The 15,026-nt window shown below is 69.5% G+C and carries 11 protein-coding genes; 5 read left to right on the top strand and 6 right to left on the bottom strand.

Features of this window, described 5'->3' with window-relative positions; translation table 11 throughout:
* Positions 1-332: 332 nt before the first annotated feature.
* Both A5692_RS13570 and A5692_RS13565 read right to left on the bottom strand, forming a co-directional pair.
* Positions 333-3,752 carry a TM0106 family RecB-like putative nuclease gene (locus A5692_RS13570; RefSeq protein WP_068056780.1) on the bottom strand — a complete coding sequence of 1,140 codons (3,420 nt, stop codon included), beginning with the start codon at positions 3,750-3,752 and terminating at the stop codon, positions 333-335.
* Between the two features lie 44 nt (positions 3,753-3,796).
* Positions 3,797-4,396 (bottom strand): LppP/LprE family lipoprotein, encoded by a 600-nt coding sequence (locus tag A5692_RS13565; RefSeq protein WP_068056778.1) that lies wholly within the window; start codon positions 4,394-4,396, stop codon positions 3,797-3,799.
* Positions 4,397-4,539: 143 nt separating this feature from the next.
* On the opposite strand from A5692_RS13565, the gene A5692_RS13560 reads away from it, so the two are divergent.
* Both A5692_RS13560 and A5692_RS13555 read left to right on the top strand, forming a co-directional pair.
* Entirely contained in the window at positions 4,540-6,240 is a 1,701-nt protein-coding gene (locus A5692_RS13560) for a DEAD/DEAH box helicase (RefSeq protein WP_068056776.1), read from the top strand.
* Positions 6,237-7,376 (top strand): acyltransferase, encoded by a 1,140-nt coding sequence (locus A5692_RS13555; RefSeq protein ID WP_068056774.1) that lies wholly within the window; start codon positions 6,237-6,239, stop codon positions 7,374-7,376. The genes A5692_RS13560 and A5692_RS13555 overlap by 4 nt, the downstream gene beginning before the upstream one ends.
* Before the next feature lie 5 nt (positions 7,377-7,381).
* On the opposite strand, the gene A5692_RS13550 is transcribed toward A5692_RS13555, so the two are convergent.
* Genes A5692_RS13550 through A5692_RS13535 form a run of 4 tightly spaced genes read right to left on the bottom strand, consistent with a single transcriptional unit; the run spans position 7,382 to position 11,883 of the window.
* Complete coding sequence (locus A5692_RS13550; protein ID WP_197514453.1) at positions 7,382-7,963, bottom strand: TetR/AcrR family transcriptional regulator; 582 nt, start codon at positions 7,961-7,963, stop codon at positions 7,382-7,384.
* A complete protein-coding gene (locus A5692_RS13545) occupies positions 7,960-9,201 on the bottom strand; it encodes a cytochrome P450 (protein ID WP_197514452.1) in 1,242 nt (413 codons plus the stop codon). The genes A5692_RS13550 and A5692_RS13545 overlap by 4 nt, the downstream gene beginning before the upstream one ends.
* A gap of 55 nt (positions 9,202-9,256) precedes the next feature.
* The gene (locus A5692_RS13540; protein ID WP_068056767.1) at positions 9,257-10,624 is read right to left on the bottom strand and encodes an FAD-binding oxidoreductase; all 1,368 of its coding nucleotides are present in this window, start codon (positions 10,622-10,624) and stop codon (positions 9,257-9,259) included.
* 11 nt (positions 10,625-10,635) lie between these two features.
* Positions 10,636-11,883, bottom strand: a complete 1,248-nt coding sequence (locus A5692_RS13535) for an MFS transporter (protein WP_068056764.1) — start codon at positions 11,881-11,883, stop codon at positions 10,636-10,638.
* A gap of 83 nt (positions 11,884-11,966) precedes the next feature.
* Between A5692_RS13535 and A5692_RS13530 the strand changes: the two genes are divergently transcribed.
* The 3 genes from A5692_RS13530 to A5692_RS13520 all read left to right on the top strand — a co-directional run bounded on the left by A5692_RS13530 (position 11,967) and on the right by A5692_RS13520 (position 15,023).
* Positions 11,967-12,794, top strand: coding sequence for a uracil-DNA glycosylase (locus A5692_RS13530; RefSeq protein WP_068056762.1), 828 nt, complete (start codon positions 11,967-11,969; stop codon positions 12,792-12,794).
* Complete coding sequence (locus A5692_RS13525; protein WP_068056760.1) at positions 12,791-13,921, top strand: FAD-binding protein; 1,131 nt, start codon at positions 12,791-12,793, stop codon at positions 13,919-13,921. Before A5692_RS13530 ends, A5692_RS13525 begins: the two co-directional genes overlap by 4 nt.
* Positions 13,922-13,991: 70 nt before the next feature.
* Entirely contained in the window at positions 13,992-15,023 is a 1,032-nt protein-coding gene (locus A5692_RS13520) for an LLM class flavin-dependent oxidoreductase (RefSeq protein ID WP_068056758.1), read from the top strand.
* Positions 15,024-15,026: the final 3 nt, after the last annotated feature.

Here is a 15,026-nt window from a genome sequence, read left to right as displayed (position 1 = left end):
GAAGTCGACGGGCGCCGGGCGCGGGTGGGCTACGCGATCGATTGGCGGCTCGCGGCTTTCACCCGCGTACGCCGCGCCCGGCGCCCGTCGACGTGAGGACCGGGCCGCGGGACGAACCGACTTCCCGCGGTGGCCCGATCGGGTTCGCGCACAACGGATCTCATGTCGACACCGGCCCGCGCATCCGTCCGATCACCGCGCCGCGTGATCGGCTCGCATCGCCGGCGCAACACCAGCGGAACGGCGCGGCGCGAGGCCGGCGTCACCGCCGCGATCCCGACGACGACCCCACCGGTTACGGCCGACACTCGTCCGGCAGCTAACCGGGGGCGTCACGCCGGTTCCGTCAGCGCCAGAAACGCGCCCAGGTCGGTCAGGCCCGCGGGGGTGGTGGGCAGGTATTCGGTCAGCGACCCCGAGCGGACGATGACCGCCGCGTATTGGGCCCGGCTGATGGCCACGTTGAGGCGATTCCTGTTGAGCAGGAACGAAATACCGCGCGGTACCAGGTCCGCGGAAGACGCCGTCATCGACATGAACACGACCGGCGCCTGCCCGCCCTGGAACTTGTCGACCGTCCCCACCCGGATGCCGCCGAGCCCGGCCGCGGCCAGCCGTCGGCGCAGCAGTGCCACCTGGGCGTTGTAGGGCGCCAGCACCAGCACATCGGCGGCGGTCAGCGCCCGGGCGCCGTGCTCGTCGGTCCACGACGCGCCGAGCATTCGATCGATCTCGGCGGCGATCGCGTCGGCCTCCTGAGGGCTCTCCGTCGAGTTGCCGTGGTGTGCGACGCTGAGCGTCTGAACGCCGGGTGGGTACCCGGCAAGCCGTCGGGCGGCGGTGCACTCGTGGGAATGCAGCCTGCCCTCGTAGGACAGCGCCGACACCGCGGCGCAGACCGCGGGATGCATGCGGTACGAGCGGTCCAGGAAGTAGCCGCGTTCGTCGGGCAGGGTGCGCTGACCGTCCACCAGCCAGTCGAGCGCCGAGGTATCAACCGGGTCGGGATGGGTTCCCTGGCTGACCTGCGGCAGCTGCTGAGGGTCGCCGAGTAGCACCAGGTTGGCGGCCGCAGGCGCGACCGCGACGGTGTTTGCCAGGCAGAACTGGCCCGCCTCGTCGATCACCAGGAGGTCGAGGCTGCCTGGCGCTATCCGGTTGGCGTTGGCGAAATCCCATGCCGTGCCGCCGACCACGCAGCCCGCGGTATCGGCCCCCCAAGATTGAATGAACGCGGCGTACCCGCTGCCGTCGACCTCCCGCCAGCGCGGGGCGCTGTGGTCGTTGCGTTTCTTCGCGACCCGCGCCGGGTCCAGCCCGGCGTCGATGACGCAGTCCAGCAGGTTCTCCACCGTGGCGTGCGATTGCGCCACCACGCCGATGCGCCAGCCGTGATCGGTGGCCAGCCGATGGACGACGCGGGCGGCGGTGTGCGTCTTGCCGGTGCCCGGCGGCCCATGCACCGCCAGGTAGGAGGAGTCCAGGTCCAGCAAAGCGTCGGTGATGTCGCAGACCGTGTCGGCGCCGCGCGGCAGCGCGTTGCCGCTTCGGGTGCGGGGTGCGCGGCGCAGCAGGATGTCCACGGCCGCGCTCCGGGGTAACTGCGGCAGGCCGGCCGCGACGGCGGCGGCCGTGGCCTCGATCGACTCCCGCAGGGCGGTCGTCGGGATCGGCGGGCCGGGGGTGAGGGCGAACGGGAGCTGGTGGAATGGCTTGCCGTCGTTGCCCACTCGTTCAACGATGGTCACCTCGGTGGGCAGTGCCGGATCGTCGGCCTCGATCACGGTGGCGCGTCCGGCCGCTCGCCGGTCGGGATCGTCGGACAGGCCGGGCGGGGTCGGGGGGTCGTAGAGCGCGAAGACCTCGGTCATCAACTCGCCCCGCGCCAGCCCGCCCCGCAGTCGCACCCGTCGCTGCGGCTTGCGTGCGCGGGGCGGGATGTTCCAGTCCACGCTGACCGACGCCCGCTCGGCGATGAAGACGTCGGTGTCGTCCGCCCACTCCTCGACGGGGAAGTTGAGGCGGTCGAAGTGGGCCCACCAGAACGGTTTGTCCTCGCGCCGGTGGTAGCCGCGCGCCGCGGCCAGCAACGCCACCGCCGTCTGCTTCGGCGTGCGTTGACCGACGGCGGCGTCGCCGGTGAACCTCGACAGGGTCACCGCCAGCTGGTCACGGTCCTCGACTCGGTTGCCGTCCCGCACGGGCTGGGCGCCGACCGGCAGGACGCCGGATTCGTAGGCGCGCAACATCAACCAGTTCCGCAGTTCCTGGGTCGAGCGGCAGTCGTAGTGGTTGTACTCCTCGATCTCCTTGAGCACGGAGGCGGCTTCGTCGTTGCGGCCGTCGGCCCGCAGTTCGCAGTACCGGGCGTAGGAGGTGATCGAACCGGTGGCGGTGGTGACATCGCCGGCCCGCAGCTGCGCGCCCATGTAAAGCGATTCGAGCGCCTTCAGGCTGAACGACTCCGCACCCACACGAACACTCTTGCGCACCAAGGGGTAAAGGTCGACGAGCGTCCCGCTGCGCAGCAGTTCGTCGACCTGATCCTCGCCGACTCCGTAGCGCCCGGCGAGCCGCAGCAACGCGGTCTTCTCATACGGCGCGTAGTGGTAGACGTGCATGTTCGGCCTGCGCTTGCGGCGCTTGGCCACCATGGTCAGAAAATCGCTGAGGGCCTTGCGTTCGTCCACCCGGTTGTGCGCCCACAGCGGGCGAAACGTGCCGGCGGGCCCGGCTTCCAGGACCCCGAACAGGTATTCCAGACCCCACTCCTTGCCGTCCAGGGTCCACAGCGGGTCGCCCTCGAAGTCGAAGAACAGGTCCCCGGGGTCCGGTTCGGGCAGCAGCGTCAGGGGTTGGGGGTCGACGATCTCGAAGAGCGGCGTGCCCGTTTCTCGTTGGCGGACTTGAAGTCTGGCTTGGGCGGTCAGCTTGCGGACCGCGGCCGGCGCGAGGTCCGGCACGGGGCCGGCATGCCGGGCCAGCCCGGGTACCGTGGTGATTCCGGCGTCGATCAGCTTGTCGCGCTGGCCCACTCGCATGCCGGCGACCAACAGCAGATCGTCGGAGGCGCGCAGCTGCTCGGTGCACAACGCGCAACGGAAACAGGCGCCCACGCCCTCGTCGTCCCAGCGGACCGGGGCGCCACCGGCGCGGTGTCCATCGAGGAGCCGCTGCAGTCGCGCGCGCTGGGCGCGGTAGACCGGGATGAGGTCGCGGACGCGGTAGCGGGCGGCCGTCCCGTCGCCCAGGTGCAGCTCGGCCTCGGGCGCCACCGGGACCCCCGAGGCGGTCAGCGCATCGGCATAGGCGGCGAGTTGCAACAGGGCGGTGACGTTGGCCGAACGGGCCAGCTTGGTGTCGATGACCCGGTATTGCTCGCCGTCGCGCACCAGGAAATCGGCGAAGCCGACGAAGCGGCCGTCGTACACGGCTGCCTGATACACCACCGGGGCGCCGCCTGCGATGGCGCGCCGGGTCGCTTCGGTGGCCGCCGCAAAGCCGGCGAGCGTGTAGGCCGGGCGGCCGATGACCGCGACCCCGCTGCCGAACTCGCCGCGCAGCCGGTCCAGTTCGCGTCGCTCGTGATCGTTTCCGAGGGCCGCGGTCCGCGCGAGCAGGTCATCCTCGGCCGGGGCGGCGGGTCCCCAGCCCAGCTTCGCGTCGAAATCGCGCAGCAGCGCGTACTCGCAGCGGGCGGCGGCGGCCAGATCCGACGCGCTGTACACGATGCTGTCGCCGGTGACGAACACAGCAGCAACTGTAGGGGAGGGGACCGACGGAAAGGCGGTTCCGCCTAGCGGCCCGGGGCGTTACCGATCAGCTCCACACCGTTGCCGTTCCAGTGGAACCGCACATCGGTGTTCAACCCGTTGATGCCGCTGGGGTAGGTCAGCGCCACCGTGTCACCGGTGGTCTGCGCAGCGTCGACGCCGTTGAACCCGTAGGTGTCGGGGACCCCTTGCGGGATGAACTGCCCGAGGTGGAACAGCACCGCCCGGGTGGTGGGGTTGGCGGCGTTGGTGTTGGCCTTGATGATCACCGCCGACAACTGGGCGCACTGGTTGTAGTTGCCGGCCAGCGGCTCCGGGTTCCAGCCTTGCTGGCTGCGCGGGTCGCGCGGCAGTTCGGAGACGACCTTCGCGATGGTGGGCGAGGCGAGGTTGACCGCGCACGGGTCGGCCGGCACGGCATTGCTGCCGGGCGGCGCGGCGGCGCCCGAGGGCTGAGCCGGGGCGGTGATGGACGGGGTCTCGGTGGTCGTCGTGGCCTGCGGCGTCTTCGCGACCGTGGAGTCCCCCGAACCACAGCCGGTCAACGTCATGGCGATCAACGCAACGGCGGCCGAGCCGGTCAGTGGCCCGGTACGGCGGAGTAGCGACCACACATCGGGCACCGTACCTTCATCGCGCGCGCAGGTGTGACAGGCATGGCCGGGCACGGCTGTGCTCATGATCACGGACCCGCAGCGCCCGCGCCCCCGCAAGCGGGCGGTTCCCCCACCGCCGAGCTCGCGATCACCACTAGACTCCATGGGCGATGACCACTCCGGACAGCTCGCCCGAGGCTGCCTCTCCCACGTTTGCCGACCTGCAGATCCACCCGTCGGTCCTGCGGGCGATCGCAGATGTGGGCTACGAGTCGCCCACGGGCATCCAGGCCGCGACCATCCCGGCGCTGATGGCGGGCTCGGACGTCGTCGGGCTGGCGCAGACCGGCACCGGCAAGACGGCGGCGTTCGCGATCCCAATCCTGTCCAAGATCGACGTCACCAGCACTGCGACCCAGGCGCTGGTGCTGGCGCCCACCCGGGAGCTGGCCCTGCAGGTGGCCGAGGCGTTCAGCCGCTACGGGGCCCATCTGCCGAAGATCAACGTGCTGCCGATCTACGGCGGCTCGTCGTACAGCGTGCAACTGGCCGGCCTGCGACGCGGCGCGCAGGTGGTCGTGGGCACCCCCGGCCGGGTCATCGACCATCTCGAACGCGGGACGCTGGACCTGTCGCGGGTGGACTACCTGGTGCTCGACGAGGCCGACGAGATGCTCACCATGGGCTTCGCCGAGGACGTCGAACGCATCCTGGCCGACACCCCCGAGTACAAGCAGGTCGCCCTGTTCTCGGCGACGATGCCGGCAGCGATCCGCAAGCTCACCACCAAGTACCTGCACGATCCGCTCGAGGTCGCCACCAAGGCCAAAACCGCTACCGCGGAGAACATTTCACAGCGCTACATCCAGGTCGCCGGTCCGCGCAAGATGGACGCGCTGACCCGAGTGCTGGAAGTCGAGCCGTTCGAGGCGATGATCGTCTTTGTGCGCACCAAGCAGGCCACCGAGGAAGTCGCGGAAAAGCTCAGGGCCCGAGGCTTTTCCGCGGCCGCCATCAACGGCGACATCCCTCAGGGCCAGCGGGAGCGGACCGTCGCCGCACTGAAGGACGGCGGCATCGACATCCTGGTCGCCACCGACGTGGCCGCGCGCGGGCTGGACGTGGAGCGGATCTCGCACGTCCTCAACTACGACATCCCGCACGACACCGAGTCCTACGTGCACCGCATCGGACGTACCGGCCGGGCCGGGCGCTCGGGGACCGCGCTGCTGTTCGTCTCCCCGCGGGAGCGCCACCTGCTCAAGGCGATCGAAAAGGCGACGCGGCAATCGCTCACCGAGGCCGAGTTGCCCACCGTCGAGGACGTCAACGCCCAGCGGGTGGCGAAGTTCGCCGATTCCATCACCACCGCGCTGGGACGTCCGGGGATCGACCTGTTCCGCAAGCTGGTCGAGGACTACGAACGTGAGCACGACGTCCCGTTGGCCGACATCGCCGCGGCCCTGGCGCTGCAGTCCCGCGACGGCGAAGAGTTCCTCATGTCGCCCGAGCCGCCGCGCGAGCGGCGCGAGCGGCACACCGAACATCGCGAGCGTCCCGAAAAGCCAAGGCAGACCAAACCGTTCACCACCTACCGCATCGCGGTGGGCAAGCGGCACAAGATCGGCCCAGGCTCGATTGTCGGCGCCATCGCCAACGAGGGCGGCCTGCATCGCAGCGATTTCGGCCACATCGCGATCGGCCCGGACTTCTCGCTGGTGGAGTTGCCGGCCAAGCTGCCCAAGTCGACGCTGAAAAAACTCGAGCACACCCGCATTTCGGGCGTGCTGATCAACCTTCAGCCGGACCGGTCGGCGACCAAACCCCGCAGCCGGGACGGCGGAAAGCCGCGCAGGAAACACACCGGATGACCCTGTCCGAAGAACAAGACGCCCAGGGCGGACTCGAGCAGACCGCCCACGTCGACCGGGTCGCCTCGCTCACCGGAATCCGCGCCGTCGCCGCCCTCCTCGTCGTCGGCACGCACGCGGCCTACACCACCGGCAAGTACACCCACGGTTATTGGGGCCTGGTCGGCTCCCGGCTGGAGATCGGCGTGCCGATCTTCTTCGTGCTGTCCGGCTTCCTGCTGTTTCGGCCGTGGCTGAAATCGGCCGCCACCGGCGCGCCGCCACCGTCGCTGAGTCGCTATGCGCGGAACCGGGTTCGGCGCATCATGCCGGCCTACGTCATCACCGTGCTGTTCGCCTACGTGCTGTACCACTTCCGCGAGGCGGGACCCAACCCCGGGCACACGTGGCTCGGCCTGGTGCGCAACCTGACGCTGACGCAGATCTACTGCAACGGCTACCTGGGAAAGTACCTGCATCAGGGCCTGACCCAGATGTGGAGCCTCGCGGTGGAAGCGTCCTTTTACGTGCTGCTCCCGTTGCTGGCCTACCTGCTGCTGGTGTTCGTCTGCCGGCGGCGCTGGCAGCCGAAACTCCTGCTGGGTGCGCTGGCCGGCTTGACCCTGGTCAGCCCGGCCTGGCTGATCCTGGTGCACACCGATCACTGGTTCCCCGACGGCGCGCGGCTGTGGCTGCCCACCTACCTGGCCTGGTTCCTCGCCGGGATGCTGCTTGCCGTGCTGCAGGCGATGGGCGTGCGCGGCTACGCGTTCGTGGCCATACCGCTGGCCGTCGTCTGCTACTTCATCGTCTCGACGCCCATCGCCGGCGCGCCCACCACGTCGCCGGCGACGCTGAGCGAGGCCCTTTTCAAAACCTGCTTCTACGCCGTGATCGCCGCGCTCGCGGTCGCGCCGCTGGCCCTGGGAGACCAGGGCTGGTATTGGCGGCTGCTGGCGACCCGGCCGATGGTGTGGCTGGGGGAGATCTCCTACGAAATCTTCCTCATCCACTTGATCACCATGGAATTCGCGATGGTCTACATCGTTCGTGCCCACGTCTACACCGGCTCGATGCTGTACCTGTTTCTCGCGACGATGGTGCTGACGATTCCGTTGGCCTGGCTGCTGCATCGGTTTACCCGCGTCCGGGCCTGAGCCGCCTAGCCGCGGGCCGAAACGGGCGTCACGATTGGGACGACGAACTCCTCGATCATCGCCCGCTCGTCGGCGTCGTCTCGGCCCGGGAACAGCAGCAGCGAGGTGATGACCCGGACCACCCAGCGTGCCCGGCGCTCCACGACGGCCGGGTCTTCGGGCCCGAGCGAGCCGACGAACGCTGCGGCCAGGGCGGTGATCACCTCGGATTGCCCGGCCACCTCGGCGCCGATCGGCGGCCGGGTGATGGCGAACCACGACGCCAGCGCACGGCTGCCGCGAACCATCCGCAGCGTGGCGGTGATGCTCGCGACCAACCGTTCCTCGGGATCGTCGATGCCGCCGATCTCCTCCTTGATCGCGCGGCTGAGCCTGCGGGTTTCGCGGTGCACGTAGGCGGTGCGCAACGCCTCGCGGTTCTCGAAGTACCGGTACAGCGTCGCGCGCGAACAGCCCGCGGCCCTGGCGATCTCGTTCATGCCGATCGAAGCGTGGTCACGCTCGGTGTAGAGCTGCTCGGCGGCGTCGAGGATGCGGTCCGCGGCCGCCTCGGTGCGGTGCGCGCCCAGCCAGTCGGTCGGCATCAGGACTTCACCCGGATCGGTACCGACAGCGGTCGGCGCACGTAGCTGCCGCCCGACCAGACGATCGCGGACTCGTCGACCTCGAAATCGGGGCAGCGGGACAGCAATTCGGCCAGGGCGACACGGGATTGCATGCGAGCCGCCGCCGCGCCGAGGCAATGGTGGGCGCCATGGCTGAAGGTCAGGATGTTGCGAGGGCAGCGGGCGACGTCGAGTTCGCCGGCGTCCGGCCCGTATTGGCGCTCGTCTCGGTTGGCCGATCCGTACAGCAGCAACGCTTTTCGGCCAGCGGGGATGGTGGTGTCACCGATCGTCACGTCGCGCGTGGTGGTGCGCGCCAGTCCCTGCACCGGCGAGGTCAGCCTGAGCAGCTCCTCGACGGCATCGGGGATCAACCCCGGATCGTCGATTAGAAGCCGCCGCTGGTCGGGACGCTGATGCAGCAAAGGCATTGATCCACCGAGCATTCCGGTGGTGGTGTCGTTGCCACCGGTGACCATGGTGAACGTGAACGCCAGCACCGAGAGCGTGCCGGCGACATCGCCGTCGGCGCCGACGCCGGCGGCCACCAAATGGGAGATGGTGTCGTCCTCGGGCTCCGTTCGGCGGCGCTCGATCAAGCCGGTGAAGTAGGCCATCATCGACCCCACCGCATCGCCAACGGTTTCCAGCGCGCCCGCCACTCCGCCTTCGGCGGTGTTGGCGGCGACGATCACATCCGTCCACCGGTCGAATTGCGCTCGGTCCGCTTCGGGGACGCCGAGGTAGTGCGCGACCACCATCGACGGCAGCGGTTTGAACAGCTCGGTGACGATGTCGCCACCGCCGGCGGCGCGCAGCCTCTCGATGCGCTCGACGACGAATTCGCGCACCTTGGGCTCCACCGCCTCCACCTGTCGCGGCGTGAAGCCGCGCGACACGAGTTTCCGAAACTCGGTGTGCACCGGCGGATCCTGCATCACCATCGGTGGATTGTCCTGCAGTCCAATCATTTCCAGATCACCGTAGTTGACGGTCAGTCCCTGCGCGGAGGAGAACGTCTCGTGGTCGCGCGCGGCGGCCCACACGTCGGCGTGCCGGGACAGCACGTAGTAGTCGTGTTCGGGCCGTCTGGTCGGGACGACGTGGTGCACCGGATCGTGGTCGCGAAGCGCGCGGTACATCGGCCAGGGATCCGGCCAGGTGTCGGCGGTCGCCAGCGCGAACGTGACCGGCGCATTGTGAGACATAACCGCAGCCATGTCTCATTGGTACGACAGTTCGATACGAATGTCAACGCGGGTGCGCGCGGGTGATCTAGATGCCCGCGCCCGGGTTCAGGATGCCCTGTGGGTCCAGGGCCTGCTTGATGCGCCGGTTGAGATCCATCACGTCGGGGCCGAGGTATCCGGCCAGCCACGGGCGCTTCAACCGGCCCACGCCGTGCTCGCCGGTGATCGTGCCGCCGAGCCCGACGGCCAGGTCCATGATCTCGCCGAAGGCGAGGTGGGCCCGCTCGGTCATCGCGGCATCCGCGGGGTCGTAGACGATCAACGGGTGGGTGTTGCCGTCGCCGGCGTGGGCGATCACCGAGATCGTCAGGTCACGCTCGGCGGCGATGCGCGCGATGCCGGTGACCAATCGGCCCAGGGCCGGGAGGGGGACTCCGACGTCTTCGAGCAAGAGCGATCCCTTCGCCTCGACCGCGGGGATGCAGAACCGGCGGGCGGCTACGAAGGCCTCGCCCTCGTCGGGATCATCCGTCGAAAACACTTCCGCCGCACCGTTTTCGGCGAACACGGCCGCCATGATCTCGGCGTCCTCGGAGCCCGCGCGTCCCCTTTCGTCGGAGCCGGCCACCAGCATGGCGGCCGCCCCTCGGTCCAGGTCCATGCGCAGGGTGTCCTCGACGGCGTTGATGGCCACCGAATCCATGAACTCCAGCATCGACGGGCGCAGCCGGGCGGTGACCCCGAGCACCGCGTCGACGGCCGCCTCCACCGACGCAAACGAGGCCACCACGATGCTGGACGCGTTCTGCTTGGGCACCAGGCGCAGCGTGACCTCCGTGACGACCCCCAGCGTGCCCTCGCTGCCGACGAAAAGCTTGGTCAGCGACAGCCCGGCCACATCCTTCAAACGCGGACCACCGAGCCGGACCGCGGTACCGTCGGCCAACACCACCTGCATGCCCAGCACGTAGTCGGTGGTCACGCCATATTTCACGCAACACAGGCCGCCGGCGTTGGTGGCGATGTTGCCGCCGATGCTGCAGATCTCGAACGACGACGGGTCCGGGGGATACCACAGCCCGTACTCGGCGACGGCCTTCTTGACCTCGGCGTTGAACAGGCCGGGCTGACACACCGCGGTGCGCGTCACCGGGTCGACGGCGATGTCGCGCATCCTCTCCGTCGACAGGACGATGCCGTTGTCCAGCGCCGTCGCTCCGCCGGACAGCCCGCTACCGGCTCCGCGGGTCACCACCGGCACTCCGTGGGCGGTGGCCCAGCGCAGCACGGTCTGGACGTCTTCGGTGCACCGCGGCCGCACCACGGCCAACGGTTTGCCGGCCGACGGGTCGAAGGCGCGGTCCTGGCGGTAGCCCTCGGTGACGGCCGGGTCGGTGACGACCATCCCGTCGGGCAGGCCGGCGATCAGCTCGACCAGGACATCACTGCTCACAGCCTTCGATCCTAGGGCCCGCAATCCCCGGCGAACTCCGGCGCGCGGTCCACCTCCCGCAGCGACGGCAGCCGCAACGCGACCAGCCCGATCAACAGGATCGGCACCGCCAACGCCAGGAAGGTGGCCTTGAGCCCGGCGGCGTCGGCCAGGGGTCCGGCCACCAGCAAGCCCAACGGGCCCGCGGCGTACATCAACCCCGTCATCACCCCGACCACCCGGCCGCGCAGATGGTGCGGCGCCCTGGTCTGCATGACGTAGTTATAGATCGGCTGGATCGGCCCGTAGACCAGCCCCGTCACCCCGCACAGCACGAGGATCACCGGCAGCGGCGGCAGGAAGGCGATGCCGGCCGTCGCGGCGCCGAAGGTGAGGGTCGCCGTCAGCACGGCCGTCCGCCGGCGGGTGTGTTTCGACAGCACCGCATAGCCCAGCGCGCCCGCGACGCCGCCCACCCCGAGTGCCATCAGCGCCCAACCCAGCTGGGCGGGCTGGTGCCGGTCGGTGAAGTACTTGGGGAACAGCACGCTTTCCATCGGCAGGTAGAGGGCGGTCACGGCCAGGTCGATCAGGCCGAGCGTCCGCAGCACCCGCAGATTCCAGACGAACCGCAGCCCTTCGCCTATGCCGGACATCAACCCGTCGGGTCGGGTCGCGTGGTGCGGCTTGCCGGCGCCCTCGAGGCGCAGCGCGCCGATCGCCAGGAAGGACAACCCGAAGCAGCCGGCCGTGACCCACATCGTGTTGACCCCGCCGACCGTGGCGATCATCAAACCGCCGATGCCGGGCCCCACGATGTAGGCCAGGTTGAGAATGGCCTCGTAGACGCTGTTGGTGCGGTCCAGCGACCAGCCCGCGCGGGCAGCCGCCTCCGGCAGCATCGACTGGCGCGCCGTCGCCCCGGCCGGGTCGAAGGCGGCCGCGCAGAAGGCCAACACGGCAAGCTCGGCGACGTCGATCGCGCCTGCTCCGAGCGCCCATGCGGTCAGGGGGATGACGCTCACCGCCGCGCCGGACAGCGCATCGGAGACGAGCGATATCCGTCGGCGCCCGAAGAAATCCACCGCAGTCCCGGCCACCAGGGTGGACAACACGAGTGGCAGCGTCATCGCGGCCGCCACGATCGACGCGTCCTTGGCGCTGTCGCGGTGCTGCAACGCCAGCCACGGGAACGCGACTATCGAGATGCCGGTGCCGGCCGTCGCCAGCAGTGTGGCGAACAGGATCAAAAACGCCGGGCCGCGGCTCGTATGGCTCATGGGTATTCGGTGAGAACTTAACGGCTGATCCGCGTTGGTACCACCGATTATTCGGGGTCGTTCGGCCATCGCCTACCGGTTGACTGCAGGATGTTCATGTGCTCGTCCACCCTCGTACCGGCCAGCCGTTCGATTCTCCCGTGGTCCCCGGCACCGGGTGGCCGGGCGACCCGGCGACCCCGGAGACGGAGGTGGCCGCCGACGCCGCACAGGTCGCCGCGCTGGCGCCCCGCGCCGCGTCGATCCCCGAACTCGACGCCCTGGTCAGTGTCTGCCGGGCCTGCCCGCGGCTGGTCGAGTGGCGCGAGGACGTGGCAGTCCTGAAACGACGGGCCTTCGCCGACCAGCCGTACTGGGGCCGCCCCGTGCCGGGCTGGGGGTCGGAACGGCCCTGGCTGCTGATCGTCGGGTTGGCGCCGGCCGCGCACGGCGCCAACCGGACGGGCCGCATGTTCACCGGTGACCGGTCCGGCGATCAGCTCTATGCCGCGCTGCATCGGGCCGGGCTGGTGAACCAGCCGACCAGCGTGGACGCGGCGGACGGGTTGCGGGCCAACGGGGTTCGCATCACCGCACCGGTGCGGTGTGCGCCCCCGGCCAACGCGCCGACACCGGCGGAGCGCGACACCTGCTGGCCCTGGCTGGAGGCCGAATGGCGGCTGGTCGCCGGGCATGTGCGCACGATCGTGGCTTTGGGCGGGTTCGCCTGGCAAATCGCGTTGCGGCTGCCGGGCGCGTCCGCGATGCGCAAGCCGCGGTTCGGGCACGGGGTCGTGGCGCAATTCGCGCCTGGCGTGCGATTACTCGGCTGCTACCACCCCAGCCAGCAAAACATGTTTACCGGTAGGTTGACACCAGCAATGCTCGACGATGTTTTTCGCGACGCGAAAAGGCTGGCAGGGATTAAGTGACCGACGTTCTGATTTCTGGCGCCAGCGTGGCCGGTGCAACGACGGCTTATTGGCTTGGCCGGCACGGCTATTCGGTCACCGTGGTGGAGCGCCACCCCGGGCCGCGGCCGGGCGGTCAGGCGATCGACGTGCGCGGGCCGGCGCTGGGCGTGCTGGAGCGCATGGGCCTGCTTGCCGCCGCCCAGAAGCGGAAGACGCAAATCCGCGGCGCCTCTGTCGTCGACCGCGACGGCAACGAACTGTCCCGCGACACCGAGTCGACGCCCACGGGCGGGCCCATCGACAGCCCCGACATCGAGCTGCTGCGCGACGACCTGGTCGAATTGCTGTACGGCGCAAGCCAATGGACGGCGGAATACATCTTCGACGACACCATCACCGGGTTGGACGACGACGGCACGGCCGTCCACGTGACCTTCGAACGTGCTGCCGCGCGCAGCTTCGACTTGGTCATCGGCGCGGACGGATTGCACTCCAACGTGCGCCGGTTGGTGTTCGGCCCCGAGGAGCAATTCATCGAGCGGCTGGGCACGCATGCGGCGATCTTCACCGTGCCCAATTTCCTCGACCTGGACTACTGGCAGACCTGGCATTACGGGGACGCCAGCATGGCCGGGGTCTACAGCGCCCGCAACAACACCGAGGCCCGGGCCATGCTCGGTTTCATGGACACCGACCTACGGATCGACTACCGCGACACCCAGGCGCAGTTCGCCGAGCTGGAACGGCGGATGGCCGACGACGGGTGGGTGCGTCCGCAGCTGCTGGAATACATGCGCAGCGCACCGGATTTCTACTTCGACGAGATGTCGCAGATCAAGATGGACCGCTGGTCGAAGGGCCGGGTCGCGCTGGTCGGCGACGCCGCGTACTGCTGCTCGCCGCTGTCGGGCCAGGGGACCAGTGTGGCCCTGCTGGGCGCCTACATCCTGGCCGGCGAGCTCGCCGCGGCCTCGCACGACGGGACGGTCGACTACGAACTCGGCTTCGCCAACTACCACAAAGAGTTCAACGACTACGTCAAGCGCAACCAGTGGCTGGTCGTCGACAACATTCCGGGAGGGGCTCCGATACCGCAGGAGGTCTTCGACCGGATCGTCAGCTCGATCACGCTGAAGGACTACTGAAATCGAGGGAGCGCATCCGAGGGAGCGCTCCCGAGGGAACGTTCGCACGCCGAAAGGCGTTGACGCGAACGTGCGTCTTTCCGTCCTCGATCTCGTCCCGGTACGCACGGATCAGACGACCGCCGATGCGCTGGCGGCAACCGTGCAATTGGCGCAGGCCGCGGATCGGCTGGGTTTCACGCGGTACTGGGTCGCCGAGCATCACAACATGCCCTCCGTCGGGGCCACCAGCCCGCCGGTCCTGATCGCCTACCTGGCCGCACAAACGTCGCAGCTGCGTCTCGGGTCGGGCGGTGTGATGCTGCCCAACCACGCGCCGCTGGCGGTGGCCGAGCAGTTCGCGCTGCTGGAAGCCGCCGCCCCTGGCCGCATCGATCTGGGCATCGGGCGGGCGCCCGGGTCAGACCCGGTGACCGCCTACGCGCTGCGCGGCGGCCGCGGCGAAGAAGACATCGAGAACTTTCCGGAATACCTCGACGACGTGGCGGCGCTGATGAGCGCGCGCGGCGTGGTGGTGCCGCTGCGCTCGGGGGACTACCGGCTCAAGGCCACCCCGGCGGCCGCCGGTGAGCCCCGCCTGTGGCTGCTGGGCTCGTCGATGTACTCGGCGCACTTGGCCGCCGCCAAGGGGTTGCCCTACGTGTTCGCGCACCACTTTTCGGGACAGGGGACCGAGGAGGCGGTCGAGCTCTACCGCTCCCGGTTCAAGCCCAGCGCCGCGGCCGCCGAGCCGGTGACGTTCCTGACGGTGAACGCGGCGGTGGCCGAAACCCGCGACGAGGCAACGGCATTGATGCTGCCCAACCTGCAGATGATGGCGAAGCTGCGCACCGGACAGCCCCTGGGGCCGGTGCCGCTCGTCGAGGAGGCGCAGGGCGCCGAGCTGACGCCGCAGCAGCAGCACATCGTGGAGAGCGGGTTGCGACGAGCGGTCCTGGGCACGCCCGCCGAGGCAGCCGACCAGTTACGGGCACTCGCCCAACGGTTCGACGTCGACGAGGTGATGGTCAACCCGGTGGCCTCGGCCCGCCGCGGCACCGGCCCGGCCACCGCGCCGGCGCGGGTGGCGACCCTGGAGCTGCTCGCCAAGGAGTTGTTCTAGGCC

The organism is Mycobacterium sp. E342, assembly GCF_001667665.1.
GTDB lineage: Bacteria > Actinomycetota > Actinomycetes > Mycobacteriales > Mycobacteriaceae > Mycobacterium.
Note: the sequence above shows the minus strand (reverse complement) of the source record. Positions and strands in the feature narration are given on the sequence as shown.